We start from the raw sequence: 25,776 nt of genomic DNA on the forward strand, positions 1-25,776 counted from the left end.
CGCTTTCTGCCCCAACCGTGTCAAAAGGGATCGTTCCATTTCCATTAGATCCCGCCGATCCGCCCGTCTTGCCCGTGAACTCCACAATCAGTTAGCCATAGAACCAGCTCCGAACGCCCGATGACGAGACGGAAAACGAGGGGTCGACCGCGACTGCCCGACTACTCGAGACTGATGTCCGAGGACTGTTCGGCCCGATCGAAGACGACCTCGAGGACGCCGTTGTTGTAGGTCGCCGAGGCGGTGTGTTCGTTGACGCGGCTCGGCAGGGAGACGCGCTCGTCGTACTGGCGATGATCGCTCTCCGCGGAGATGGTCAGGGTCTTGCCGTCGCACTCGAGTTCGATGTTGTCCTTCTCGACGCCGGGGAGGTCGGCGACGACCCGGACCTCGTCGTCGGTCTCGTGGATGTCGACGTGCGTGTCCATACCGAAGCCGTTCTCGACGTCGTTCGAGGAGTCGAAATCGACGTTGCCGTCCGCGCCGTTCATCATCTCGTTCATCATCCGCTCGATCTCGCGAAACAGGTCGTCGAAGGGTTCGTCGCGGTCGTCTCGGCGCATGTGGCGGTCTAGGGGACCGCGTGGCAAAAACTTTCTGTCGTCGCTATAGAATCGGTGGTCGCGTCCGACCGCCGGTGCCTGACCCGATGTCGTTCCGGTGTTCTCGAGGCCTCGAGCGGTCCTCGAAACCCGTTCCGAAAACCGACTTTTTCGCGTCTATAGTCCGATGCCAAGCGCCTCGTTGGTGGTTGCGATGCTCTCGGCGGCGTCGGCGCTGCCGGTTACGGCGCGGATCGCGTCGACGTTTTCGGGGACGACGTCGCTCTCCTGGTGGATCCCCTGGAAGAGATAGAGGTCGTCGCCGACGGTCGAGATCGACTCCTCCCAGATGCAGTTCTCCCAGATGTCGCCGCGCGGACGACCCGCGTCGAGGGCGTACTCCTTGAGTTTGCCGCTGCCGTCGATGTCCATTCGCTCGGGGATCAGGAACAGGCGCGACTCGTCGGCCAGCAGTTCGCGGACCTCGGCGGCGTCGACCTCCTCCTCGAGGGTGACGTTGAGACTGTGCATGTGCATCAGCGTCGCGGGTACCTTCATCCCGAGCGTGTCGATGTCCAGATCGTCGAAGATGGTCTCGACGTCGGGGCCGTGGTGGGACGGAATGGTGACCGGGTTCGGCAGGATGTCGTTGATCGGGCCGCGGGAGGTCTGGCCGGGGTCACCACCGCGACGAACGAGCGTCGCGCGGACCTTCTCGACGCCGTAGGCCTCGCGCAGCGGGGCGATGACACGAGAGAGGCCGGTCGTGTTACAGGAGACGACGCGGACGTGGTCGGCATCGACGGCGTCCTCGAAGTTCGAGCGCGCGTTGAAGCTCGTCTCGACGAGGTCGGCGTCCTCGCCGCCCTGGTAGAGCGCCGGCGTGTCGTACTCCTCGTAGAGGTCCTTGTTTTGGGCACCGATACCGGAGGGCGTGGCGTCGACGACGACGTCGGCCTCGGCCACGAGGTCCTCGACGGGACCGGCGATCTCGAGGCCGGCCTCGTCGAACAGGTGTTCACGCTCCTCGACGGCCGCGTACAGCGGGAACCCCTTCTCGACCGCCGTCTCGGCCTCGAAGTTAGGGCGGGTCTTCGCGACGCCCAGTACCTCCATATCGGGCTGCTGTCGGACCGCGTCCGCGACGCGTTTGCCGATCGTACCGTAGCCGTTGATCGCGACCTGTTGCATATGCTCGGGAGTGGACCACCGAGCGGGATAATCGTTTCGAGCCGTCACAGTCGACGTTTACTCGGATCGGAGTTTTCGATCCCTCTCGAGGCCGATCTCGGCGCTCGAACGGCTCGCTCGAGCCGCCGATCCACCGCGTCGGGACCGGACGATTGCATGCCGGCGACGGGCCGAGGGCAAGACATATCGGCCCGCTTACCCCAGGGTACTGTATGGCAGCACTTCGAGCGGCGGCGGAGACGGCCGTCCGTCAATGTCTGGCTCTCGACGCGGCGGAGTCGTGTGCGATCGTCACCGACGACAAGCGCGAGCGGATCGGCGAGGCGCTCTACGAGGTCGCCTCCGAGATCACCGACGACACCGTGATCGTCAGATATCCGCCGGGCGACACGCACGGCAGCGAGCCCCCCGAGCCCGTCGCGGCGGCGATGGCCGGGGCCGACGTGGTTCTGGCACCGACGACGAAGAGCCTGAGTCACACCCGCGCCCGGACCGAGGCCAACGAAGCCGGGGCGCGGGTCGCGACCCTGCCGGGGATCACCGAAGACGTGTTCACGACCGGACTCGAGGCCGATTACGAGTCGATCGCGGCCCATTGCGAGTCGGTCCGCGAGCAGGTCGCCGACGCCGACGAGATCCGGGTCACGACCGAAGCTGGGACCGACATCACCTTCGGCGTCGCCGGGCGGCGGTGGCTCTCGGACACCGGCATCGTCCACGAGTCCGGCGAGATGTCGAACCTGCCCGCGGGCGAGGTCTTCATCAGCCCCGAGACCGCCGACGGAACCTTCGTCGTCGACGGGACGATGCGGCCCCACGGGCTGTTCGAGGCCGACCAGCGGCTCACCTTCGAGGTCGAGGACGGCCTCGTCACCCGCATCTCCGACGACGAAATCCGCGAGACAGTCGAGGGCGCGGCCGAAGACGTTGGCGACGCCGCGTACAACCTCGCGGAGCTGGGCATCGGGACGAACGTCGCGGTCACCGAACTCGTCGGCTCGGTCCTGCTGGACGAGAAGGCGGGCGGGACTGTCCACATCGCGATCGGCGACGACGCGGGGATCGGCGGCGACACGGACGCGCCGATCCACCTCGACGGCATCCTCCGCGAGCCGACCGTCTACGCCGACGGCGAGCCCATCGATCTGCCGACGCCGACCGACGCCTGACCGGGCTTCGATGCGTGCCGGAAGTGTGCGAATATAGTGGATTCAAGTGATGGTGCCGTGTGGCCCCAATCATGAGCGATTCTCGAGCGTACGACATTCGGGGTCTCGAACTGACCGACGACCGCTACACGGTCGAGCAGGGACTCGTCCGGAACAAGTACAGAGCCCTCGATAGCGACGGCAACACCGTCCTCAAGGGGAAGCAGAAGATGCTGAAGATGAAAGAGGAGTTCCCCTTCGTCGACGGCGAGGGCAACGAGGTCTTCACCGTGAAAGCCGGCGGGATCCTCGACGTCGCGGGCAACTACGTCCTCACCGACGCCCGGACCGGCGAGGACCTCGTGATTCTGGACAACGACTACTCGCTGTTGCAGGACACGTGGACGATCCGCGACGCGACGACCGAAGAGAAACTGGCCGCCATCGCTTCCCGCGGCGCGATGGTAACGCTGGTCCGGAACGTCGTTCCGTTCGGCGAGCTGATCCCGCACAAGTACGAGATCACCGACCAGTCGGGCGCTCACGTCGGCTCGATCGACGGCCAACTCGGGCTCCGTGACCGGTACGAGATCTCCATCGACGACGCCAGTTCCGTCCCGAAAGAGCCGATCGTGGCCGCGGCGATGGTCATCGACGCGATCCAGGACAACTGACGACCGCCGTTCGAACGGGCGCGACGGGTTCAATCGCCTTTTCAGTGCGTAGCGTCTAGACAGCCCATGAGCGAGACACCGGATCGGGTTCCGACGCCCTGTCCCTCCTGTTCGCCGGACCTCGAGACGGTCCATGAGGTACTGACGGAAGGCGGCGGCACCTACACCGTTCGTTGCAGCGAGTGCAGTCACGTCCACAAGGTCCAGCCCGACAGCGAGCGCGAGGTCACGATAGACGTCGTCGTCTCCCAGGGCGGCGAGTCCTTTACTGCGAACGTCACCGCACCCGAAGACGAGTCGATCGAGGTCGGCGACGAGTTCATCTTGGAGACCGAGGAAGTCCTCTCGACGGTTCGCGTCACGAGCGTCGAACTCGACGGTCACAAGCGGGTCGATGAGGCACCCGCGGACGAGATCGAGACCGTCTGGACCCGCGAGGTCGACAACGTGGCAGTCAACGTCACCGTCCACCCACAGGACGGCTCGAAAGACGACAGCCGTTCCATTACGGTGCAGGTGCCCGGCGACTACGAGTTCGAGGTCGGCGCGGTCGAGTCGTTCGGCGACGACGAGTTCGAGATCGACGCCTTCGTCGTCCGCGGCGACGCCGAGGGCTACCGCCGGGACCGCTTCGAGGAACCGGGCGACACCGGCTTCGCGAAGGACATCAAGCGCGTCTACGCCTACGACGAGCAAAGCAGCGCCTGGTCGGCCTGGTAGTCGGACGACATCACGAACCGTCCGGTTCGTGTCGGTCTCCCCACTGGTACCGACCGACGGGTTCTGCCTCGAGAGTTATACCTAATCCCGTCAGCCGCTGCTCCGGTCGGTGCCGGGACCTGCTACCCGACCGCATACGGCGTCCGAGTCCGTACCCTCGACTATGTCCGACAGCGACGAGGCCGCCCGCCAGCGGATGGTCGAGACCGTCGCGGCTCGCGTCGACGACGACCGTGTCCTCGCGACCCTCGAGGCCGTTCCACGCCACGAGTTCGTCCCGCCGGACCGTCGCGAGAGCGCCTACGCCGACCGACCGCTCCCGATCGGCGACGGCCAGACGATCAGCGCGCCGCACATGGTCGCGATCATGGCCGACCTCCTCGCGGCCGAACCCGGCGACCGGGTCCTCGAGATCGGCACCGGCTGTGGCTACCACGCGGCCGTCACGGCCGAACTGGTCGGCGACGAGCGCGTCTACAGCGTCGAGTACAGCGCCGAACTGGCCGACCGAGCCCGCGAGCGACTCGCCGATCTGGGCTACGACGGCGTCTCGGTCCGGGTCGGCGACGGCCGCGAGGGCTGGCCCGACCACGCGCCCTACGACGCCGTCTATTTTACCTGCGCTATCGCCGAGTTCCCGGCTCCGGTCGTCGAACAGGTCCGGCCCGGCGGACAGCTGCTCGCCCCTGTCGGCACCGGCCGCCAGACGCTCGTCGACGCGACGAAACGCCCGGACGGCTCGCTCGAGCGGACCGAACGCGGCGGCGTCCGGTTCGTCGAGATGCGGGGCGATAGTAGCCACTGAAAGTCACTGCACGCCCGATCGCACGCCAGCGTTGCGATCAGCGTGTCAATCGTTGCAGTGGCTACGATAACCGTGTGACGGCGTCTCCCCGCAAGCGCGCCATTCATAACCGCCGCCCCGATAGCTGACGTATGGACCCCGCGGTACTGCGCGAGGACATGGTCGACGGCCTCGAGTCCCCGCCCAGGGACGTACTGAGCGATGAGGACGTGGCCGTCGCGATGCGCGACGTCCCGCGTCACGCCTTCGTCGACGACGAGCGGACGGCCTACGCCGACCGCGACCACGAGTCCCTCGGGACGCGCGTCCTCGCCCCCAGCACCGTCGCCCGCCTGCTGCAAGCGCTGGCGCTCGAGCGCGACCAGACGGTGTTGATCGTCGGTGCCGGCGTCGGCTACACCGCCGCCGTGACGGCCGAGATCGTCGGCGAGACGAACGTCCACGCCGTCGACATCTCCCGCCCGTTAGTCGTCGCGGCTCGAGGCAACCTCGCTGAAGCGGGCTACGAGGGCGTCCTCGTCGACCGCCGCGACGGCGCGGACGGCCTCCCCGAGTACGCGCCCTTCGACCGCATCCTGCTCGAAGCGGCCGCGGTCGATCCGCCCCGCGCGCTGCTCTCGCAGTTGACCGACCGCGGCCGGCTCGTCTTCCCCCGTGGCACTCAGCGACAGCGTCTCGAGGCCGTCTCGAGCGACGGCGCCGTCGACCGGTTCGACCCGGTTTCGTTCGACCCGCTTCTCGTTGAGGGCGAGCAGTCCGGCGCGGTCGAGCGCAATCGGACGACTCGCGAGGACCGCGAGCGGGCCCAACGACGCGCCGAATCCCGCCGGGGCTGGGAACACGACTGGATCGAGTGGGAGGATGCGGGCGACGGGCAGTCCCGACGACAATCGCCACGATAACATCGTCGTCTCTCACGGGCCGGTCGCACCGCTTTCCCGGTTGGTCTCGCTTCGAGATCGTCCGCAGTCGCTGTCGCTGAACGGGACGTGTGGAAAGGGGGGTGGGGAAAGGGGGTGGGGGTGGCGACAGTCTGTCTCGTATCGCCACTTACGGGTACGTCGCGGTGTGGGTTAAGAATATCTTCTAATCTATTAGTACTGCCGAGATACTATTACTAATCAGTTAGTGCCGAATCGGATAATAACTACTGGCAGCTACTACTTCCCGTCGAGTTCAGTTATCGGGTCGTTCGGCAATGTCCCCGCGAACGACTGTCGCACCGACGGGTCGTCGGCGCCGTGTCGCGTGACGAATCGGTTCGTCGTTTCACTCGACTCGCTCGATGGCTCGAACCACGGAAGCCAGCGGTCGCTATCGGGCGCGAGTTCGGGGAAAGGGGAGTGGGGGAATTGGGGGTGGCGACAATCGATTGCGGATCGCCATTCGGCGGTACGAACCGATGCTGGGTACGGGCAGTCTCTAATCGGTTGGTGTCGGAAGTGACCAGGTACTAATCAGTTAGCGCTTCCGTCGAACGCCAACGAAACGAGCTTTCGTTCGGCCGCACGGAGATGGTAGTGATAGGTCGGCGACGACACGTCCAGTGCGTCCGCCAGATCCTCGCCGGTACTCTCGCGTGGCCACTCGAAAAACCCGCTGTAGTGGGCCGCCTGCAGCGCTTCCAACTGTTTGTCGGTGAGTCGCTCGGCCAGATGCGTATCGAGCTGTCGCGCCGATATCGTTCCCGTCCGCTCGCGTTTGGCCACGAGTTCCGTCTCGGGATACTCCTCTCTGATCGCCTCGACCAGCGACCGGGTCTCGACCCCCTGTGGCACCTCGAGGACGACCGTCGCCGTCCCGTCCTCGGCCGTCGCCATCCGTATCTGGACATCGTAAGTCCGCAAGACGTCGAGAAACGGCGTCGACGTGACGGTGAGTTCGAACAGCCGTTCGTCGTCGCCCTCGGAGACGATCGACAGCGTCTCGATCGACGCCCAGTCGGCCTCGAGGTCGGTCAGCGACGCCGTCGCCGGCGCACTGACGAATAGCACGACGCCGTCCTCACCCCGATCGACCACGCCCTCGAGCCTGATCGGTCCCGTGTTCGCGGCGTGGTCGGAGAGGCGGTTGAGCAACAACCGCGAGTCACCGACCGTGAGTTCGAGTTCGAGACGGCTGTCGGTCACCATCGCGCGGGTCCGTTCGACCGACCGGATCGCGTGGCCGATCGTCTCCCCGAGTTCGGCGAGGACTTCGCGCTCGCTCTCGCCGACCGAGTCGGCCCCCGCGACGTGGACCACCAGGGCCCCGTATCGGCGCTCGTCGGCGACCAACGGTACGCCGAGTACAGTCTGATAGCCGTAGGTTAGCGCCTCCTTGCGCCGCGACTGCCACCCGTCGGCCTCGAGGACGTCCCGGACCGTTCGGACGCCGTTCCCCTCGAGCGTCTCCCGGACCAGTCCGATCTCGGGTGCGCGCTCCCCGTCGTCACGGATCCGGTCGATGTAGGCGGCGTCGATACCGGCCCAGGCAGCCGGGACGGGCGGATCGTCGTCGCTCACGGCGATCCAGGCGAAGCGATACCGGTCCGTCTCGGCGAGTCGATCGCAGACGGTCGCTTCGATTTCGTCCCGCGTCGACGCCTGTGCGATCCCGTGATTGATCTCCCGGACGATCTCGTTCGTGTGATTGAGTCGGGTCAGCTCCTCGTTTTGCTGGGTCAACGTCCGGTCGTGATCCCGAAGCAACTGCTCGCGCTCGGCGCGATCCAGTGCGGCCTCCGTGTTGGCCCCCAGGATGTGCAACAGCTCCGTCATCGTCTCGTCGAATCCGCCAGTCCCCTCCGTTCCCGCGACTAACACGCCGTGGGTTCCAAGCGGTACGATCGCCTCGCACCGACTCACCGCCTCGATGCCGTCTCCGCGAGTGACGTCCGTGTAACAGGCACTTTCCCCTTCGGAGAACACGTCCCAGACGAGCCCCTCGCCCCGCTCAAAGCGCGTCTCGGGATCGCCCAACTCCAGTGACTGTCCCGTCGATGCCGCGTGTTCGAGAACGCCCGCGGTCGGCTCGAACGCGTAGGCCGCGGCGACGGCTACCTCGAGGATCTCGTCGGCCGTCTCGACCGCCGACCGATAGATCTCGTCTTTGGTTTCCGCGCGCATCAGGTCCCGCGTCGTCTCGTGAAGCGTCGTCAGCGTTCGCTCGTACCGGCGCTCGCTCTCCCGGAGTTCCGTCTCGGTACGGTACTGGGCGACGGCGTTCGTGATCTGGTTGGCCAGCAGGGCATACTGCTTCGTGCCCGACTCTTTCTGGCGGTACTGTGTGACCCCCGCCGCGATCGCCTCGCTGGCGATCTCCTCCGATCCCCGCCCCGTAAAGAGAATAAAGGGGAGATCCGGATCGTCCTCGCGGACCCGCTCCAACAGCTCGAGGCCGGTCATCTCCGGTATCTCGTAGTCGCTGACGATACAGTCGACGTCCTGCCGCTCGATGACTGCCAGCGCCTCCCGGCCGTTCGTCGCCGCCTCGGCGACGATCGACTCGCGTTCGCGCTCGAGCATCTCGCCGGCGAGGTCCGCGAATCCGGGTTCGTTATCGACGATGAGTACGGTGATCGGGTTCGTCATTGCCTTGGACGCTACTCCTCGTTTTCCGACGTATTGGTGAGCGGGGACTAAATGATTAGCATTCCGTTTGGGCCGACTCGAATTATCTAGTGTCCACATCGGTCGCGGGAGTCACGGCAGCCGCCCATCGAACTCGTACTCCGAAGCCCAGTTGATCGCAGGGTGATCAATCTCACCGTCGAACCGCAGCTCCATCTTCTGTGCCGTCGCTTCGGCCGCGTCAATGCAGTAGAATCGTTCGTTCTCGGGATAATAGACGAGGAACGCGTCGACCGAATCGTGATACGTCGTCTCGTGGTACTGTCCGTCCCGCGTCGTCTGGGAGTGCGTGTTGAATCGCAGCGTTTCCGGCTTGTTCGACCAGCCGGTCTTACATTGAATCCGCGTGAGTTCGGAGCCATCGTCTGCGATGAGGTCGTACTTGTCGTTATCGCCGAACGGAACCGAGACGCTGTACCCGTGGGCGACGAGCGTCGCGATGGCCCTCGCTTCGGTCACGTCACCGACCGCTTTCGAGTTTCGCATGCTGCGATTCGCCGCCCGTTGGCAGAAAAACGATCGGGCGGGACACCTCTCCTCGGAACGTCGCTCGTTTTCGTCCCGAAGCCGACCGTCGATGACGTATCGAATACACGCCAGCAGTGTTTCGGAGTTGATTGTTGAAGAAGACGCTCGAGTACCGCTGTTCCGATCCCGGACTACTCGCGGCCAGTAAACTGGTCGCTGGTGGAAGTTGAGATCGGAAAAGCGCCCGAGGCGGGATTTGAACCCGCGTCACAACCGTGACAGGGTTGTATGATGGGCCACTACACCACCCGGGCTCGCAACTCTTCGTTTCGCCGTCGGAGTATTAAGGGTTTTGTTCCCCGACCGTTTTTGATACTGACTGACAAGTTATTCTCGCGGGTCCCGTAACAGCGTACCGTGTCGTCTATATAATGTGTCTGCCGGTGGCAACTGTGACACGGTGCAGTTACTCGAGTGAGCGTTCGATCCGTTGACCCGTCTCGTTGTGATCCTCCATCGCGACGTTCTCCGTTTACGGCGTCGGGGTCGTCTTTGCGTGATACGTAGCGCTACACATTGCTGTCGGTTAGTTCATGAAAAACGCCCGAATACCGCTGTTCCGATCCCGGACTACTCGCGGCCAGTAAACTGATCGCTCGTGGACGTTGAGGTCGGAAAAGCGCCCGAGGCGGGATTTGAACCCGCGTCACAACCGTGACAGGGTTGTATGATGGGCCACTACACCACCCGGGCTCGCAACTCTTCATTTCGCGGTTACAGTATTAAGGCTTTTCAATCGAACCCCGTGTGGTACGGTCAATCGATCCATGATCGCCGCCTCGAGCGCCCCTCTCGCCAGTATCGTGATACCGGATCACACGACCCACAAGGAATATAACTGAGAACCGGCTACTCTCGAGTGTGATCGTTCGCTCCGGTCAGGTTCGCCCGGCCGGGTAGCCCTGCTTGTGCCCCGAGTTAGTAACCGTTAAATGGTTCCCGCCGCTATCTGCCTGTAGTATCTCGTGACAGCCGCTTCTCTCCCGATAGCAGACACGCACACCCACACATGGTAGACGTAAGCCAACACGAACTCGTTCCGGAGCATACCGTCCTCGAGGACGACGAACTCGAGGAAGTGCTGACGGAATACAACATCGATCGTACAGATCTGCCGAAAATAAAGCGCAACGACGCCGCGCTCCCCGACGACGCGGCGGTCGGCGACGTCATTCGGATCGTACGCGACTCGCGGACGACCGACCAGTCAGTCGTATACCGACTCGTGGTGGAATAAATGGCAATGGAACTCAACCGCGACAAACGACGAGAGATCTCGCGCGAATATTTCTCGAAGGAACGGATCGCCGAACACCACTACCGCTCGTTCAACGCCTTCCTCAACCGGGGGATGCAGGAGGTCGTCGACGAGAAGGCGACGATCGACACGGACATCGGTGACAAGGAAGGCGAAGAGCCGGTCCACGTCGAGCTGGGCGACGTCCGCGTCGTCACGCCCCGCGTCCGCGAGGCCGACGGCTCCGAGGAACTGCTCTACCCGCAGGAGGCCCGCCTCCGGAACATCACCTACTCCGCGCCCGTCTTCATGGAGATGTCGATCGTCAAGGGCGAGGAGGGCGACCAGCGGGTCGTCGACTCCACGGAGACGAAGATCGGTCGGATGCCGATCATGGTCGGCTCCGAGAAGTGTAACATCGCCGGCTTCTCCGACGAGGAACTGATCGAGATCGGCGAGGACCCCGCCGACCCCGGCGGCTACTTCATCGTCAACGGCTCCGAGCGGGTCCTGATGACCAGCGAGGACCTCGCACCGAACAAGATCCTCGCCGAATACGACACCAAGTACGGCGACGAGATCCAGGTCGCCAAGACGTTCTCCCAGCGCCGTGGCTACCGCGCCCTGGTGCTGTGTGAACGAACACGGGACGGCCTGCTCGAGGTATCGTTCCCGTCGGTCTCGGGCTCGATCAACTTCGTCACGCTCGTGCGCGCCCTCGGACTGGAGTCGGACGAGGAGATCGTCCACAAGGTCTCGAACGACCCCGAGGTCGTCAAGTACATGCTCGAGAACTTAGAGGAAGCGGAGGTCCAGACCGAAGAGGAGGCCATCGAGGAACTGGGCAAACGCGTCGCCTCCGGGCAGGGCAAGAACTACCAGCTCAAGCGCGCGAATTACGTCATCGACCGCTATCTCCTGCCGCATCTCCACGAGGACGGCGTCGAGGAAGAGGACGTCCGCATCAACAAGGCCCACTACCTCTGTCGGATGGCCGAAGCCTGCTTCGAACTCGCCTTGGGCCGGCGCGATTCCGACGACAAGGACCACTACGCGAACAAGCGGCTGAAGGTCAGCGGCGACCTGATGAAGGACCTGTTCCGGACCGCGCTGAACAAGCTGGCCCGGGACGTCAAATACCAGCTCGAGCGCGCGAACATGCGCAACCGGCAGCTCTCGGTCAACACGGTCGTCCGCTCGGACGTCCTGACCGAACGGCTCGAGCATCCGATCGCGACGGGCAACTGGGTCGGCGGCCGCTCCGGCGTGAGCCAGCTGGTCGACCGGACCGACTTCATGGGCGTTCTCTCGCACCTGCGCCGCCTGCGCAGTCCGCTCTCGCGCTCGCAGCCACACTTCGAGGCGCGGGACCTCCACGCGACCCAGTGGGGTCGCATCGGTCCCTCCGAGACGCCGGAGGGTCCCAACTGTGGGCTGGTGAAGAACTTCGCCCAGTCGATGGAGCTGTCCCAGAACGTCGAGGACGAACAGGAACTCAAACGCGAACTGGCATCCATGGGGGTCGAGGGCATTCCCGGCCTCGAGGGTATCGAACGAACGGCGGCCTCAGGGGACGACTAAATCATGAGCAGCCAAGAACGAGAGGCGAAAGTCTACGTCAACGGATCGCTGGTGGGGACCCACCCCGATCCGCACGAACTCGCAGAACAGATCCGAGAAGCACGACGCATCGGCGATGTCTCCGAGATGGTCAACGTCTCGGTCAAAGACCGCACCCGCGAAGTGATCGTCAACGCCGACGCCGGCCGCGCGCGACGACCGCTTCTGGTCGTCGAGGACGGCGAACCGCGCATCTCCGAGCAGGAAATCGAGGCGCTCCAGGAGGGCGACCTCGAGTTCGAAGATCTGGTCGATCACGGCTACATCGAATTCATCGACGCCGAGGAGGAAGAGGACATCCTCGTGGGCGTCGACGAGGACGATCTGACCGAGAACCACACCCACCTCGAGATCGACCCGTCGCTGATCTTCTCGATCGGTGCGGGGATGATCCCCTACCCCGAACACAACGCCAGTCCCCGCATTACGATGGGGGCGGGGATGATCAAACAGTCGCTCGGTCTGCCCAGCGCGAACTACCGCATTCGGCCGGACACGCGCCAGCACCTGCTGCATTACCCGCAGCTCTCGATGGTCAAGACCCAGACGACCGAACAGATCGGCTACGACGAGCGGCCCGCCGCCCAGAACTTCGTCGTCGCCGTGATGAGCTACGAGGGGTTCAACATCGAGGACGCGCTGGTCATGAACAAGGCCAGCGTCGAGCGTGCGCTCGCTCGCTCGCATTTCTTCCGGACCTACGAGGGCGAGGAACGCCGGTATCCGGGCGGCCAGGAGGACCGCTTCGAGATCCCCTCCCAGGACGTCCGCGGGGCCCGCGGCGAGGAAGCCTACAACCACCTCGACGAGGACGGACTGGTCAACCCCGAGACGACGGTCGACGAGAACTCCGTCCTGCTCGGGAAGACGTCCCCGCCGCGATTCCTCGAGGAGCCCGACGACATGGGTGGACTCTCACCCCAGAAACGGCGCGAGACCTCCGTCACGATGCGCTCGGGCGAGTCGGGGATCGTCGACACCGTCACGCTCATGGAGGGCGAGGACGGCTCGAAGCTCTCGAAGGTCTCGGTGCGTGACGAACGGATCCCCGAACTCGGGGACAAGTTCGCCAGCCGCCACGGCCAGAAGGGGGTCGTCGGCCACCTCGCACCCCAGGAGGACATGCCCTTCACCGAGGAAGGGGTCGTCCCCGACCTCGTGCTGAACCCCCACGCCCTGCCGTCCCGGATGACCGTCGGCCACATCCTCGAGATGATCGGCGGCAAACTCGGCTCGATGGAAGGTCGCCGCGTCGACGGGACGCCCTTCCTCGGCGAGGACAAGGACGAACTCCGTGAGGGGCTCGAGGAGGCCGGCTTCGATTCCGCCGGCAAGGAGACCATGTACTCGGGCATCACGGGTGAGAAGATCGAGGCCGAGATCTTCGTCGGCGTGATCTTCTACCAGAAGCTCTACCACATGGTCTCGAACAAGCTGCACGCCCGCTCGCGCGGGCCGGTGCAGGTGCTGACCCGCCAGCCCACCGAGGGGCGGGCCCGCGAGGGCGGGCTCCGTATCGGGGAGATGGAACGCGACGTGTTCATCGGCCACGGGGCGGCCATGACGCTGAAAGAACGACTCCTCGACGAATCCGACCGTGAGTTCATCCACGTCTGTGCCAACTGTGGGATGAGCGCGGTCGAGAACGTCGAACAACGGCGTGTCTACTGTCCGAACTGCGACGAGGAGACCGATATCCACGAGATCGAGATGAGCTACGCGTTCAAGCTCCTCTTGGACGAGATGAAGGCGCTGGGTATCGCACCGCGACTCGAACTGGAGGACGCCGTCTAACCCATGCAAGACACGACACCCAAAGACATCGGAGCGATCAACTTCGGGCTCATGGAGCCCGAGGAGTACCGGGAGATGAGCGCGACGAAGATCATCACCGCCGACACCTACGACGATGACGGCTTCCCCATCGACATGGGGCTGATGGACCCGCGGCTGGGCGTCATCGACCCCGGCCTCGAGTGCAAGACCTGCGGGAAGCACTCGGGTTCCTGTAACGGCCACTTCGGTCACATCGAGCTGGCCGCGCCGGTGATCCACGTCGGCTTCACGAAGCTCATCCGACGGCTCCTGCGTGGCACCTGCCGGGAGTGTTCCCGCCTGCTGCTGACCGAGGACGAGCGCGACGAGTTCCACGACCAGCTCGACGAATCGCGGAAGCTGAGCCGGGATCTCAACGACGTGACGAAGGCCGCCATTCGGCAGGCCCGTAAGAAGGACCGATGTCCGTTCTGCGGCGAAATCCAGTACGACATCGACCACGAGAAGCCGACGACCTACTACGAGGTCCAGCAGGTCCTGACCAGCGAGTACTCCCAGCGCATCGCCGGCGCGATGCAGGGCGACGAGGAGGAAGGCATCGAGCGGACGACGCCGGACGAACTCGCCGAGCAGACCGAGATCGAACTCACCCGGGTCAACGAGATCCTCTCGGGCTCGTTCCGCCCGCGCGAGAGCCAGCGCAAGGCCATCGAGAAGGCCCTGGACATCGACCTGACCGAGGAGGACACGAACAAGCTGATGCCGAGCGACATCCGGGACTGGTTCGAAGCGATCCCGGACGAGGACATGGAGGTTCTGGGGATCAACCCCGAGCGCTCCCGTCCCGAATGGATGATCCTCACCGTCCTCCCGGTACCGCCGGTCACCGCGCGGCCGTCGATCACGCTCGACAACGGCCAGCGCTCCGAGGACGACCTCACGCACAAGCTGGTCGACATCATCCGGATCAACCAGCGGTTCATGGAGAACCGCGAGGCCGGCGCGCCCCAGCTGATCATCGAGGACCTCTGGGAACTGCTGCAGTACCACGTCACGACGTTCATGGACAACGAGATCTCGGGAACGCCGCCGGCGCGACATCGCTCCGGCCGCCCCCTCAAGACCCTCTCCCAGCGCCTGAAGGGCAAGGAGGGTCGCTTCCGCGGCTCGCTGTCCGGGAAGCGTGTCAACTTCTCCGCCCGAACCGTCATTTCGCCGGACCCGACCCTCTCGCTCAACGAGGTCGGTGTCCCCGATCGCGTGGCCAAGGAGATGACCCAGACGATGAACGTCACCGAGCGCAATCTCGAGGACGCCCGGCGGTTCGTCTCCAACGGACCGGAGGGCCACCCCGGCGCGAACTACGTCCGACGGCCGGACGGTCGTCGGCTGAAGGTGACCGAGAAGAACTGCGAGCAACTCGCCGAGAAGGTCGAGGCCGGTTGGGAAGTCAACCGCCACCTCATCGACGGCGACATCGTCATCTTCAACCGCCAGCCGTCGCTGCACCGGATGTCGATCATGGCCCACGAGGTCGTGGTCATGCCGTACAAGACGTTCCGGCTGAACACCGTCGTCTGTCCGCCCTATAACGCCGACTTCGACGGCGACGAGATGAACATGCACGCGCTGCAAAACGAGGAAGCCCGCGCCGAAGCGCGCGTCCTCATGCGCGTGCAAGAACAGATGCTCTCGCCGCGGTTCGGCGAGAACATCATCGGGGCAATTCAGGACCACATCAGTGGGATGTACCTCCTGACCCACGACAACCCCCGGTTCAACGAGACGCAGGCGCTTGACCTGCTGCGTGCCACCCGGATCGACGAACTGCCCGAACCCAGCGGCGTCGACGACGAGGGCGAGCCGTTCTGGACCGGTCACGACGTCTTCTCGGAACTGCTTCCCGACGACCTCGATCTGGAGTTCACCGGCACCGTCGGCGACGAAGTCGTCGTCGAGGACGGCCAGCTCCTCAAGGGGACCATCGCCGAGGACGAGGTCGGCGAGTTCGGCGGCGAGATCGTCGACACCATCACGAAGGTCTACGGCAACACCCGCGCCCGGATCTTCGTCAACGAGGTCTCGACGCTTGCCATGCGGGCGATCATGCACTTCGGGTTCTCGATCGGAATCGACGACGAGACCATCCCAGATGAGGCCGAGTCCCGCATCGACGAGACGATCGCGGACGCCAACGACCGCGTCGAAGAACTGATCGAAGCCTACGAGAACAACGAACTCGAGAGTCTCCCCGGGCGGACCATCGACGAGACCCTCGAGATGAAGATCATGCAGACGCTCTCGCGTGCGCGTGACAACGCGGGGAACATCGCTGACGAACACTTCCAGGACGACAACCCCGCGGTCGTCATGGCCAACTCCGGTGCGCGTGGGTCGATGCTCAACCTGACCCAGATGGCCGGTGCCGTCGGTCAGCAGGCAGTTCGGGGCGAGCGGATCAACCGCGGCTACGAGGACCGCACCCTCTCGCACTACGAACCGAACGACCTCTCGGCCGAGGCCCACGGCTTCGTCGAGAACTCCTACACCAGCGGGCTCACGCCTCGGGAGTTCTTCTTCCACGCGATGGGTGGCCGCGAGGGCCTGGTCGACACTGCAGTCCGGACCTCGAAGTCCGGCTACCTGCAGCGGCGGCTGATCAACGCCCTCTCGGAACTCGAGACCCAGTACGACGGCACGGTCCGGGACACCTCGGACACGATCGTCCAGTTCGAGTTCGGCGAGGACGGCACCTCGCCGGTCAAGGTCTCCTCCGACGAGGACAACGACATCGACGTCGAGGCGATCGCCAGCCGCGTCCTCGATTCGGAGTTCGATTCCGAGGAAGACCGCGAAGAGTTCCTCGGCTCCAAGCCGCGCCCGACGAACCTCTCGGAACACGCCGACGACCGACTGACCGAGGGCACGGAGGTGAGTTCCGATGACTAACGTCGAGTACGACGTCGACGACGATACCATCGCGGTCGTCGAGGACACCGATCTCCCGCGGCGACTCAAGGACAACGTCTACGAGACCCTCGAGGATCGCGGCGACGCGACCGTCGAGGACGCCGACGAACTGGCGAAGGCCGTCGAGACCCGGTATCTCGACACCCGCGTCGATCCGCTCGATCCCGTCGGCACCGTCTCGGCCCAGTCGATCGGCGAACCCGGGACGCAGCTGACGATGAACACGTTCCACTACGCCGGCGTCGCCGAGATCGACGTGACCCAGGGGCTGCCCCGGCTGATCGAACTGGTCGACGCCCGGAAGACCCCGGATACGCCGATGATGACCGTCTACCTCGAGGGCGAGTACGCCACCGAGCGCGAGAAGGCCCACGAGGTCGTCTGGAAGATCGAGGCGACGAAGATCCTCGCGCTGGGTGACGTCTCGACGAACGTCGCGGACATGCGCGTCCAGATCTCGCTCAACGAGGACACCCTCAAAGAGCGGATGATCACACCCGACGAGGTCGCGGGGATCATCGAGGACTCACTGGGCGTCCAGACGGTCCAGCAGGGCACCGAGATCCAGTTCGGCCCCGAGGAGCCGTCCTACCGGGACCTCCTCCAGCTCGTCGAGGAGTTGCGCGATATCACGTTCAAAGGAATCGAGGACATCTCCCGCGTCGTCATCCGCCGCGAGGAACTGGACAACGGCAACGAGGAGTTCGTCCTCTACACCGAGGGGTCGGCCTTCGGCGACGTCTTGGAGATCGAGGGCGTCGACGCCTCACGAACGACGTGTAACAACATCCACGAGATCCATCGGAACCTCGGCATCGAGGCGGCTCGCGAGGCCATCATCGAGGAGACGAACAACACGCTGGCCGAGCAGGGTCTCGACGACGTGAACGTCCGCCACCTGATGCTGGTCGCGGACATGATGACCAACCGCGGCGAGATCGAGTCGATCGGTCGCCACGGGATCTCGGGCTCGAAGGAGTCCGTGCTGGCCCGCGCGGCGTTCGAGGTGACGGTCAACCACCTGCTCAACGCCGCGATCCACGGCGAAGTCGACGATCTCGACGGCGTCACGGAGAACGTCATCGTCGGCAAGCCGATCAAGCTCGGCACCGGCGACGTCGATCTCCGGATGGGGTCGACCACCTCCGGCAGCGGTCAGGCCGACTGATCGATGGGCGTTACCCTCGACGACGACGCCCGGCAGTATCTGGCGGCCTTCGAGGACGTGACCGGCGTCGACGGGCGGGACTGTCTCGTCACCGACGGCGGTGACAGTCTCCTGATCGTCGTCGAACGCGGCGGCATGGGCGAGGCGATCGGTCCCGACGGCCGTACCGTAAAGCGGTTCGAGGATCGTGCCGATGCGCAGGTCCGACTCGTCGAAGACGCCGACAACACCGCGGAGTTCGTCGCCAACGCGCTCGCACCGGCGGCGGTCTACAACGTCACGATCAGCGAAAACGACGATACCGTCGCGTACGTCGAGGTCGCGCAAGCGGATCACGGCGTCGCGATCGGCACGAACGGTCGCACGATCGACGCCGCCCGCACCCTCGCGAAGCGCCACTTCGGAATCGACGACATCCAGCTGTTGTAGCCCGTTTTTGGTTTCTCTCTCGAGGCGGAGCGACGCGACCTCCGACGCGGAGGTCGGCCGATCAGAACGCTTTTCGCCGCGATTCTCAGCCCAAGTCGCCGACGTTCGCGCCGCAACCGCCACAGCCGCGGCCGGCGTCACCGAAGACGTCCTCGTTCCACTCGGTGACCTCGGGATCGTCCGGGACCCAGTCGGGGTCGAGGTCGAGGGTCTCGATCTCGTGTTCGACCAGTGCGGCCAGTAGCTCCGCGAGCGCGGCGTAGAACGTCCCGTCGTCGTGGCTGCCGACCTCGTCGGCGAGCCGCCAGTACCACCGGCCGAGGTGGTCCTCGAGGAACGAGCGCCGCGCGTCGACGACGATCGCGACGCCCTCGTCGTCGCCCCTCTCCCGGAGCGAGGCCTCCCGGAGACAGAGCGCACTCAGGAACTCCGTCAGGTAGCAGACGTGATCCCCGCGGTCGGTCCCCTCGTCGGCCAGTGAGAGGTCGAACGCCTCGTAGAACCCTCTGATGTCGGCGAGCCGGCGGACGTTGGTCATCAGCGGGCCCGGGAGGTACGTCAGCTCGTAGGGGGAGACGGTCACCCCCTCCTCGACGCCGAACAGGGCGGCCCACTGGTGGTGGAGTTCGTCGCCGTCGATGCCCTCGAGGGCGTCGGTGACGGCCGCGGCTGCCGCGGCAATCTCGGGATCGATCGCCGCTGCGGACGCGTGGAGGTCCGCGGCGTATGCGTCCTCGTCGCGGGCCGCCTCGAAGTCCTCGCCCGGGCGGTCGAACCCGAGCGAGAGCAGCGAGTAGAGCCGGCTCCGGTGGACCGCCGTCTCGGCGTCGCCCGGCAGGTCGGCCGGGTCCGGCGTCGGCTCGGTTTCCGGTTCGTCGGTCGCGTCCGTGGCCCGGTTCGGCGGGCCGCCGAGGATGGTGTTCTCGCTCATGGTTACGTGATATCCAGCCGGTAGACGTCCTCGTCTTCGTCGTAGCGATCCCGTTCGGCGGTGGGTTCGGTGATCGGCACGCGACCGACCTCGTCGCCCTCGTAGTAGCCGACCGCTTCGTCGCCGTCGATCTCGAAGGCCGTGATCGACCACTCGGTCGACCCCATCAGTTTGAACAGCCCCTTGAGCGCGGGCTCGTCGCCGTTACGCATCGCGCGGTAGGTGGCGATGGCGTCCTCGACGCCCGGACCGAACATCTGGGAGAGGTAGTCGGTCGGTGCCGTGATCGGCGGCACGTAGTAGACGTTCGGCTCGAGGCCGAACTGCGGGTACAGCGGCTTCGCCAGCTCTTTCTGGTGGACGACGAAGTCGAGCGGGTTCGTGGGCTCGGCCATCGGATCGGATTCGTCGGCTTCCTCGGGCGGGTTGATGTAGCCGTGGAGGCGGATCTTCCCCAGACAGTTCTCGAAACACTGCGGGGCCTTTCCCTGCTCGGTCTTCGTATAGCAGCCGATGCACTTCTGTGACTTGCTCTCGGCGGGGTTGAAGATCGCCTTCTTGTAGGGGCAGGCCTCGTTGCACTGCTGGAAGGCCTGACAGGAGTCCTCGTCGATGAGGACGACCCCGTCCTCTTCCCGCTTGTAGATGGCGGGGACCGGACAGGAGCCGGCACACGCGGCGTACGTACAGTGGTTGCAGATCCGCGGGAGATAGAAGAACCACACGGGGTGGGTCTCCTCGTCGAAGTGGGTGATCGACTCCATCGAGTCGCCGGCGATCTCGTCCTCGCCGAGGTTCGGATACCGCCAGTCGTCGGTGCCCGGGAAGAAGCCGGCCAGCTCCCCGGCCGCCTGCTGGGACTCCTGGGGATTGTTCTCCGAATCGTCCCAGTCGGTCCCGTTGGCCTCGAAGATCGTGTCGCCCTCGTAGGTCCCGTCCTCCCAGTCGCCGGGGTCGAGATCCTCGAGGGTGCGCTTGTCCCAGCCGACCGGGTGGGAGCCGTAGGGTTTGGTTTCGACGTTGTTCCAGAACATGTGTTCCTGACCCTCGCCGTGGGTCCACGTGGTCTTGCAGGCCAGGGTACACGTCTGGCACTCGATACACTTGTTCAGGTCGAAGACGCCGGCCCACTGGTCGTCGGGGCGTGCGCCCTCGTAGGGGTACTCCATCTCGCGGCCGAGTTGCCAGTTGTCGACTGTTGGCATCGTTAGTCACCCTCCGTTGACGTGAAGTCGCCGTCGAGATACCGCTGCATCGTCTCGGTTTCGTAGCCGGGCCGTAGCCCCATCTCGGCAGGTCGCCACAGCCCTTCGCCGTCCTCGCCGGCGTCGCCTTCCTTCTCGAACTTGACGAACGATTCTCTGGGTGCGCCGTTGGCACAGTGGACGTCCGGGGCGAAGCCCTTGCCGATGGTCTGGCCCATCAGCCCCTTGCGGTTCATCTCGTCGGTCAGGATGGTCGGCCGGAGCCACGAGCGGGTCATGCTCTGGTGGCCCCCGCGCCGGTACAGCGACACGTAGTCGGTCTCCTCGTTTTTCGCCATGCCCGTTCGGTCGGGCGTCGCCTCGGTCGTCCCGTGGCTGGCCTGATTGAGGTTGTGCCAGCTCCGGGTCACGCCCCGCGGCATGGCGGGCTGGTATCGCACCCGCATCAACGCCCGCGAGTACTCGTCGGGATCCCCGTTGGCGCTGGGATACGGCCGGTCATTGGGGTCGGCGTCGACCCACACGTAGTCACCGTCTTCGAATCCCTCTTCTTTGGCGTCCTCGGGGTTCATCTCGACGTAGCCCTCGCCGAAGTACGGTTTGCGATCGTCCTTGCGGTCCCGGTCGCCGAACGGCCCCCACCAGACGGCGATGTTCGGCAGGGCGTTACAGAACGTGTGTGCGCCGTGTCTGTACTTGGGGGTCATAAAGGAGTACTTGAACCCGGGATCGACGTCCTGCAAGGGGTGACTCGAGTTCACGAGGTCGTCGGTACTCACGACCTCGTTGCGGACCTGGCGGGCGGACGCGTCCTCGATGTTGTCGTCGTCCCAGCCCAGATCGTCGGGGGTTTCCGGGTCGATGAGCGGGTGGTCGCCGTCGTCGACGATGACGTTAGGTTTGTAGATGGTGCCGTCGACCGCCTCCCGGTGGACTGGGAGGGTCTCGCCCACCTCGGTCCAGGTCTCCTCCTCGCGGAGGAACTCGAGCCGTCCGGTCTTGGTGTACCAGGGTTCGTCGTCTTTGGCCTGTCTGGTCCCGATCTTCTTGGGGTAGGTCGTACTCATCATCAGGGCCGGCTCGCCGCGTTCGGCCTTCTCGATGAGCGTCTCGGCGTCGTACCCCTTCGTCATGTTGGAGTTGTCGAGGATCCGTTGGACGTAGGGTTTGCCCCTGTACTCGTCCTCGTCGATGAACTCCCACATCTGCTCGAGGCGGGGTTCGCCCAGTTTCTCGGCCAGTTTCTCCGCCACGCCCTGATAGATCTGGCAGTCATGGCGCGTGTCGTAGACGCGGTCGATGCCCGTCTCCGGGAACACCATCAGGAAGGGGTTGGTGACGGAGGCGGTGAGGTCGTGGACGTTCTGCTCGGCCCACGAGTCCGCCGGGAACACGATATCGGAGTACTCGCAGGTCATCGTCCACCACCACTCGTTACAGAAGAACGCCTCGAGTTTCCCGGTTCGCAGCAGACCCTCGATGATCTTGTACGACCCCTTCGCGTTGCCCAGAATCGAGTTCGAGCCGGCGACCCACAGCGACTTCGTGGGCGTGTTCATGTGGCTGTCGCCCATGTGGTACTCGCCCTCGATCTTCAGCGGCTTGTCGAGGTTGGAGTAGAAGTGCATCGACTCCATCGTGATCCGGCTATCGACCCGCGAGTCGGCGTCGGGGTCGAGTTCCGGATCGAAGGGATCCTCGAGGTGGTAATGGGGGATCCCGTTGAGCATCGCCGCACGGTAGTTGCCCGCGTAACTGCCGACGTTGCCGCTGTGGGTGCCGACGTTGCTGGTCAGCGACGCCACCAGGAAGGCCGCGCGGTCTTTCAGGTCACCGTTGAAGTACTGGTTGGGCCCCATCCCGGTGAGCAGCAGGGTACTCTCCTTGTTGTCGGCGAACTGCTCGGCGAGGTTCGTGACCGCCTCGGGTTCGGTCCCGGTGACCTCGGCGGTGGATTCGGGGTCCCACGTCGTGTCGAGGTACTCCGTGACGAGGTCGAACACCGGGCGGACCTCGACGGTGTCGCCGTCGGCGAGTTCGAGTTCCCAGCTGCCCTCCAGCGCCGCGTCGACGTCGAACTCCTCGCCGACCGCCTCGCGGTCGACGGCCCGAACGCCGCCGGCCGCGTCGTCGTAGACCACGAAGTCGTCCCAGTCCTCGCGCTGGTCCGGGGTGATCCACTGGTCCGCGGTGTCGACGGTCGTCGGGGCCGGGTGTTCGTCGGCTGGCGCGACCTGCGTCCGCTCGAGATCCGCCGGGTCGTAGTCCGCGAAGACGTCGCTCGCACGGAGGTGGTCGCCCGTATCCATGCGGACCAACAGGGGCAGGTCCGTGTTCGACCGGACGAAGTCCTCGTCGTAGCCGTCGGTGGCGATGATCTGCTGGGCGACGCCGAGGAACAGCGCCGAGTCGGTCGCCGGGCGAATGATGACCAGCTCGTCACACTTCGAGGACGTGGCGTTGTAGTCGGTGAAGATGCCGGTCACGTTCGCGCCGTTCATCCTGGCCTCGGTGAGCCAGTGGGAGTCGGCCATCTTCGTACACATCCAGTTGATCCCGGCCAGGACGATGTTGTCGGCGTACTCGACGTTCGCCAAGTCGAAGTCGACCGTCTGCTGGCCGGTCACCATCGGATGGCCCGGCGGGAGGTCGGTGTGGAACGTGTAGTTGTCCCCGCCGACGCCGCCGAGCGCCTCGTCCTCGCCCACGTCGCGGACGTGGTGATCGACGAGCGCCATCGAGTTGGCAAAGCGGTACTCGCCGAACAGCCCGATAGTACTGAGCATCGGCATCCCGCCCCGGAACTTCATCGTACGGGTCCCGACGCCTTGCATCTCCTCGACGACGCGGTCGTCGTACCCCTGCTCGAGCAGCATCTCTTGGGCGTCCGCCCCGGAGTAGTGGTCGGCGAGTTCCAGGAACGTCTTGGCGGCGTACTCGTAGGCCTCGTCCCAGCTCGCCTCGTACCAACTGTCTTCGCCACGCTGGGCGTACTTCTCGGGCATCGAGCCGTCCTCCTCGCGCGGGAACCCCTCGTCGACCCAGTCTTTGAACCCCTGCCGGATCATCGGCGAGGTGACGCGGCGTTCGCCGTAGAAGCGCTCGACCATCGACAGGCCCTTCTGACAGACCCGCGGGTCCCAGCGGTCCGAGGCCTGATTCCCGTACAGGTCCTCGGCCTCGCCGTAGTTCATCGACGGGCCGAGACGCGTCACGACCCCGTTCTTGACGTTCGCCTCGAGGTAACAGTTGTGCGTATCGTTCGGCCGACACGCCAGGTAGTAGGTGTCGTCGACGTCCCAGACGTCGCGGTAGTGGCTCTCCCACTCCCGGTTGGGGTACTCCGTCAGCGGGTTCAGCTTCGACGCCGTCGACGTCCCGTTGCCGTTCCCCTCCTCGTCGTCGGTAAACAGTCGGAGACAGCCCGCGAAGCCGGCGACGCCGGCTGCCCCTGCGCCACCGAGGAGCGTCCGACGGGAGACCGACGTTCCTTCGGCCGACCGCTCGTTTGCCGAGTCGACGCTCCGATCGCGGTTAGCCATGGCGACACCACCTCCCGGCGTCGATCACGCTCGAGAGCCGGTGCCGCGGTGACTGTTCGAGCACCATGTGTGACGGATGGTGATCGGTACTGTAAGTGGCTCACCACCGTTCTTATCTGACAGGAACGGTCTGGAGGTGTTCGCCCGACCATTTATGTGCCTGCCCCGTTCCTTCACTGGTACAGGTTTATAAACCACCGTTCAAACGGCATCACGCCCCAGAATTATCGGATATCGTCGATTCCGGCTACCTGCAACTGTTGCGGTATTCAAGTCGGGTCGGCAAGTAGCGTCCCTCGTCGTTGTGCCGAGTCTTCAGTCTCGCACGCGCAGGCGGAACATATTATTACGAAACGGATCCAGCAGTCGCGAAAACCGTCGTCACCGCGCCGCTACGTCCGTCCCGGGGTCATACGCCGATCAGCGCCGCGTCACTGTCAGCAACGCACCGGTGGTAGCGATCCCCTCCCGGTCGACGTCCGCGAGCAGTTCGCCGGCGTCGCTCCGGAGGGCGTCCCGGACCCATTCGGGGTCCTCGACGACGACCCGGACGGTGTCCCCGGTGTCGGCGGCCGCCAGCTCATCACACAGCTGGCGCGTCTGGCTGGCCCGCGGCAGCCCCCGCAGATCGAACGCGTCCTCGGGGACGTCCTCGAGGACCTCGTCGATGAACGATTCGACGGTCTCGGCCAGCGCATCGATCGTCTCGTGCGAGTCACCCCCGCCGGGAGCGCGCTGAAGGGTGCGATCGAACGGGAGGTCGTGGACGACGGGGACGTCGATGTCGACGGGGTCCTCGAACAGCCGGTTGCGCTCCCCACAGCACTCGCAGTCGAAGCTGTTCATGTTGACCACCCCGGCGACCGGTGCGACCCCATTCTCGGCGAACAGGTCGACGGTCCGTTTCGTGTCGTCGACGCTCGCGTCGAAGGGGGTCGTGACGAAGACGGCCCCGTCGACCGGGACGTGTTCCAGCGCCGCCCCGACTACGTCGTCCGTGCCCGCGGGCATGTCGATGATCATGACGTCGCGGTCCGACCAGTCGCCCTGGCCGAGCAGGTTCTCGACCGCACCGTAGGCGATCGCCCCCCGCCGCGCCGTCGGCGCGTCGCCGCCGGCCACGCCGGGGCTGAGCATCTCGAGTCCGTTTTCGGCCGCCAGCGGCACCGGCTGGCCGTGTTCGTTCGTCAGGACCGGCCCGTCGACGTCCTCGAGCAGGTGGGGGACGTTCGGGCCGTAGATGTCCGCATCGAATAGCCCGACGTCGACCCCACGGGCGGCGAGGGTCCGCGCCAGTGCGACCGCGACCGTCGTCTTGCCGACCCCGCCTTTCGCGCTCGCGACGGCCAGGACGTGATCGACCGTGGGCAACTCGACGTCTTTGTCCGCGTCCCGGACCGATTCGATGCGGACGTGGTCCGCGTCCGGCAGCGCAAGCGCCGCCCCCCGGACCTGTTCGACGATCCGCTCGGCGAGGTCCTCGCCGAGCCCGTCGATCGCGATTTCGACCGTCATCGTGCCCTCGTTCGAGCGGATCCGCCGGACGATCCCTTTCGAGATCGGATCGCTGCCGTCGGGCAGTTCGATCGCCCGGAACGGCTCGAGGGAGTCGCTCTGCTGTGCCATATCGGCGCGTAGGCCACACAGCGCGTAAAAACCGGACTCGCATTCCCGCCGGG

Annotated in this window: 19 protein-coding genes and 2 tRNA genes; 11 read left to right on the forward strand and 10 right to left on the reverse strand. The window is 65.1% G+C overall.

Annotated features, from left to right (window positions below; genetic code table 11):
- Positions 1-161 precede the first annotated feature (161 nt).
- Together ACERIM_RS10005 and ACERIM_RS10010 are read right to left on the reverse strand one after the other, a co-directional pair.
- Complete coding sequence (locus ACERIM_RS10005; RefSeq protein WP_373632390.1) at positions 162-563, reverse strand: Hsp20/alpha crystallin family protein; 402 nt, start codon at positions 561-563, stop codon at positions 162-164.
- A gap of 156 nt (positions 564-719) precedes the next feature.
- A complete protein-coding gene (locus ACERIM_RS10010) occupies positions 720-1,733 on the reverse strand; it encodes a type II glyceraldehyde-3-phosphate dehydrogenase (protein WP_373632392.1) in 1,014 nt (337 codons plus the stop codon).
- A 212-nt stretch (positions 1,734-1,945) separates the two neighbouring features.
- Between ACERIM_RS10010 and ACERIM_RS10015 the strand changes: the two genes are divergently transcribed.
- From ACERIM_RS10015 to ACERIM_RS10035, 5 genes are all read left to right on the forward strand, one after another.
- The gene (locus ACERIM_RS10015; protein WP_373632394.1) at positions 1,946-2,902 is read left to right on the forward strand and encodes an aminopeptidase; all 957 of its coding nucleotides are present in this window, start codon (positions 1,946-1,948) and stop codon (positions 2,900-2,902) included.
- Between the two features lie 71 nt (positions 2,903-2,973).
- The gene (locus tag ACERIM_RS10020) at positions 2,974-3,555 is read left to right on the forward strand and encodes an LURP-one-related/scramblase family protein (protein ID WP_373632396.1); all 582 of its coding nucleotides are present in this window, start codon (positions 2,974-2,976) and stop codon (positions 3,553-3,555) included.
- A gap of 66 nt (positions 3,556-3,621) precedes the next feature.
- The gene (locus ACERIM_RS10025; protein ID WP_006649778.1) at positions 3,622-4,275 is read left to right on the forward strand and encodes an HVO_0476 family zinc finger protein; all 654 of its coding nucleotides are present in this window, start codon (positions 3,622-3,624) and stop codon (positions 4,273-4,275) included.
- A gap of 163 nt (positions 4,276-4,438) precedes the next feature.
- A complete protein-coding gene (locus ACERIM_RS10030) occupies positions 4,439-5,080 on the forward strand; it encodes a protein-L-isoaspartate(D-aspartate) O-methyltransferase (RefSeq protein WP_373632397.1) in 642 nt (213 codons plus the stop codon).
- A gap of 131 nt (positions 5,081-5,211) precedes the next feature.
- Positions 5,212-5,982: a protein-L-isoaspartate O-methyltransferase gene (locus ACERIM_RS10035; RefSeq protein WP_373632399.1), complete on the forward strand. Its 771-nt coding sequence runs from the start codon at positions 5,212-5,214 to the stop codon at positions 5,980-5,982.
- Positions 5,983-6,537: 555 nt separating this feature from the next.
- On the opposite strand, the gene ACERIM_RS10040 is transcribed toward ACERIM_RS10035, so the two are convergent.
- The 4 genes from ACERIM_RS10040 to ACERIM_RS10055 all read right to left on the reverse strand — a co-directional run bounded on the left by ACERIM_RS10040 (position 6,538) and on the right by ACERIM_RS10055 (position 9,912).
- Complete coding sequence (locus ACERIM_RS10040) at positions 6,538-8,652, reverse strand: bacterio-opsin activator domain-containing protein (protein ID WP_373632400.1); 2,115 nt, start codon at positions 8,650-8,652, stop codon at positions 6,538-6,540.
- Positions 8,653-8,763: 111 nt separating this feature from the next.
- Complete coding sequence (locus ACERIM_RS10045) at positions 8,764-9,177, reverse strand: group I intron-associated PD-(D/E)XK endonuclease (protein WP_373632401.1); 414 nt, start codon at positions 9,175-9,177, stop codon at positions 8,764-8,766.
- A 223-nt stretch (positions 9,178-9,400) separates the two neighbouring features.
- Positions 9,401-9,473, reverse strand: a tRNA-Asp gene (locus ACERIM_RS10050).
- A 366-nt stretch (positions 9,474-9,839) separates the two neighbouring features.
- Positions 9,840-9,912, reverse strand: a tRNA-Asp gene (locus ACERIM_RS10055).
- A gap of 316 nt (positions 9,913-10,228) precedes the next feature.
- Here ACERIM_RS10055 and ACERIM_RS10060 point away from each other — a divergent pair.
- From ACERIM_RS10060 to ACERIM_RS10085, 6 genes are read left to right on the forward strand one after another with little or no spacing between them, the layout of a single operon-like run.
- Complete coding sequence (locus tag ACERIM_RS10060) at positions 10,229-10,456, forward strand: DNA-directed RNA polymerase subunit H (protein WP_006649783.1); 228 nt, start codon at positions 10,229-10,231, stop codon at positions 10,454-10,456.
- A complete protein-coding gene (locus ACERIM_RS10065) occupies positions 10,457-12,037 on the forward strand; it encodes a DNA-directed RNA polymerase subunit B'' (RefSeq protein WP_049905742.1) in 1,581 nt (526 codons plus the stop codon).
- Positions 12,038-12,040: 3 nt separating this feature from the next.
- Complete coding sequence (gene rpoB / locus ACERIM_RS10070; RefSeq protein ID WP_006649785.1) at positions 12,041-13,870, forward strand: DNA-directed RNA polymerase subunit B; 1,830 nt, start codon at positions 12,041-12,043, stop codon at positions 13,868-13,870.
- Between the two features lie 3 nt (positions 13,871-13,873).
- On the forward strand, positions 13,874-16,801 hold the full coding sequence (locus tag ACERIM_RS10075; RefSeq protein ID WP_006649786.1) for a DNA-directed RNA polymerase subunit A': 2,928 nt from the start codon (positions 13,874-13,876) through the stop codon (positions 16,799-16,801).
- Positions 16,794-17,990: a DNA-directed RNA polymerase subunit A'' gene (rpoA2, locus tag ACERIM_RS10080; RefSeq protein WP_006649787.1), complete on the forward strand. Its 1,197-nt coding sequence runs from the start codon at positions 16,794-16,796 to the stop codon at positions 17,988-17,990. Before ACERIM_RS10075 ends, rpoA2 begins: the two co-directional genes overlap by 8 nt.
- 3 nt (positions 17,991-17,993) lie before the next feature.
- Complete coding sequence (locus ACERIM_RS10085; RefSeq protein ID WP_373632404.1) at positions 17,994-18,419, forward strand: NusA-like transcription termination signal-binding factor; 426 nt, start codon at positions 17,994-17,996, stop codon at positions 18,417-18,419.
- A gap of 85 nt (positions 18,420-18,504) precedes the next feature.
- Here the strand turns inward: ACERIM_RS10085 and ACERIM_RS10090 are convergent, their stop codons facing one another.
- The 4 genes from ACERIM_RS10090 to ACERIM_RS10105 all read right to left on the reverse strand — a co-directional run bounded on the left by ACERIM_RS10090 (position 18,505) and on the right by ACERIM_RS10105 (position 25,723).
- Positions 18,505-19,350, reverse strand: a complete 846-nt coding sequence (locus tag ACERIM_RS10090; protein WP_006649789.1) for a molecular chaperone — start codon at positions 19,348-19,350, stop codon at positions 18,505-18,507.
- 2 nt (positions 19,351-19,352) lie between these two features.
- Positions 19,353-20,555 (reverse strand): 4Fe-4S dicluster domain-containing protein, encoded by a 1,203-nt coding sequence (locus ACERIM_RS10095; RefSeq protein WP_373632406.1) that lies wholly within the window; start codon positions 20,553-20,555, stop codon positions 19,353-19,355.
- 2 nt (positions 20,556-20,557) lie between these two features.
- The gene (locus ACERIM_RS10100; RefSeq protein WP_373632407.1) at positions 20,558-24,097 is read right to left on the reverse strand and encodes a molybdopterin-dependent oxidoreductase; all 3,540 of its coding nucleotides are present in this window, start codon (positions 24,095-24,097) and stop codon (positions 20,558-20,560) included.
- A 420-nt stretch (positions 24,098-24,517) separates the two neighbouring features.
- Positions 24,518-25,723 (reverse strand): P-loop NTPase, encoded by a 1,206-nt coding sequence (locus ACERIM_RS10105; RefSeq protein ID WP_373632408.1) that lies wholly within the window; start codon positions 25,721-25,723, stop codon positions 24,518-24,520.
- Positions 25,724-25,776: the final 53 nt, after the last annotated feature.

Origin of the sequence: Natrinema sp. H-ect1 (assembly GCF_041821105.1) — an archaeon.
Classification (GTDB): Archaea; Halobacteriota; Halobacteria; order Halobacteriales; family Natrialbaceae; genus Natrinema; species Natrinema thermotolerans.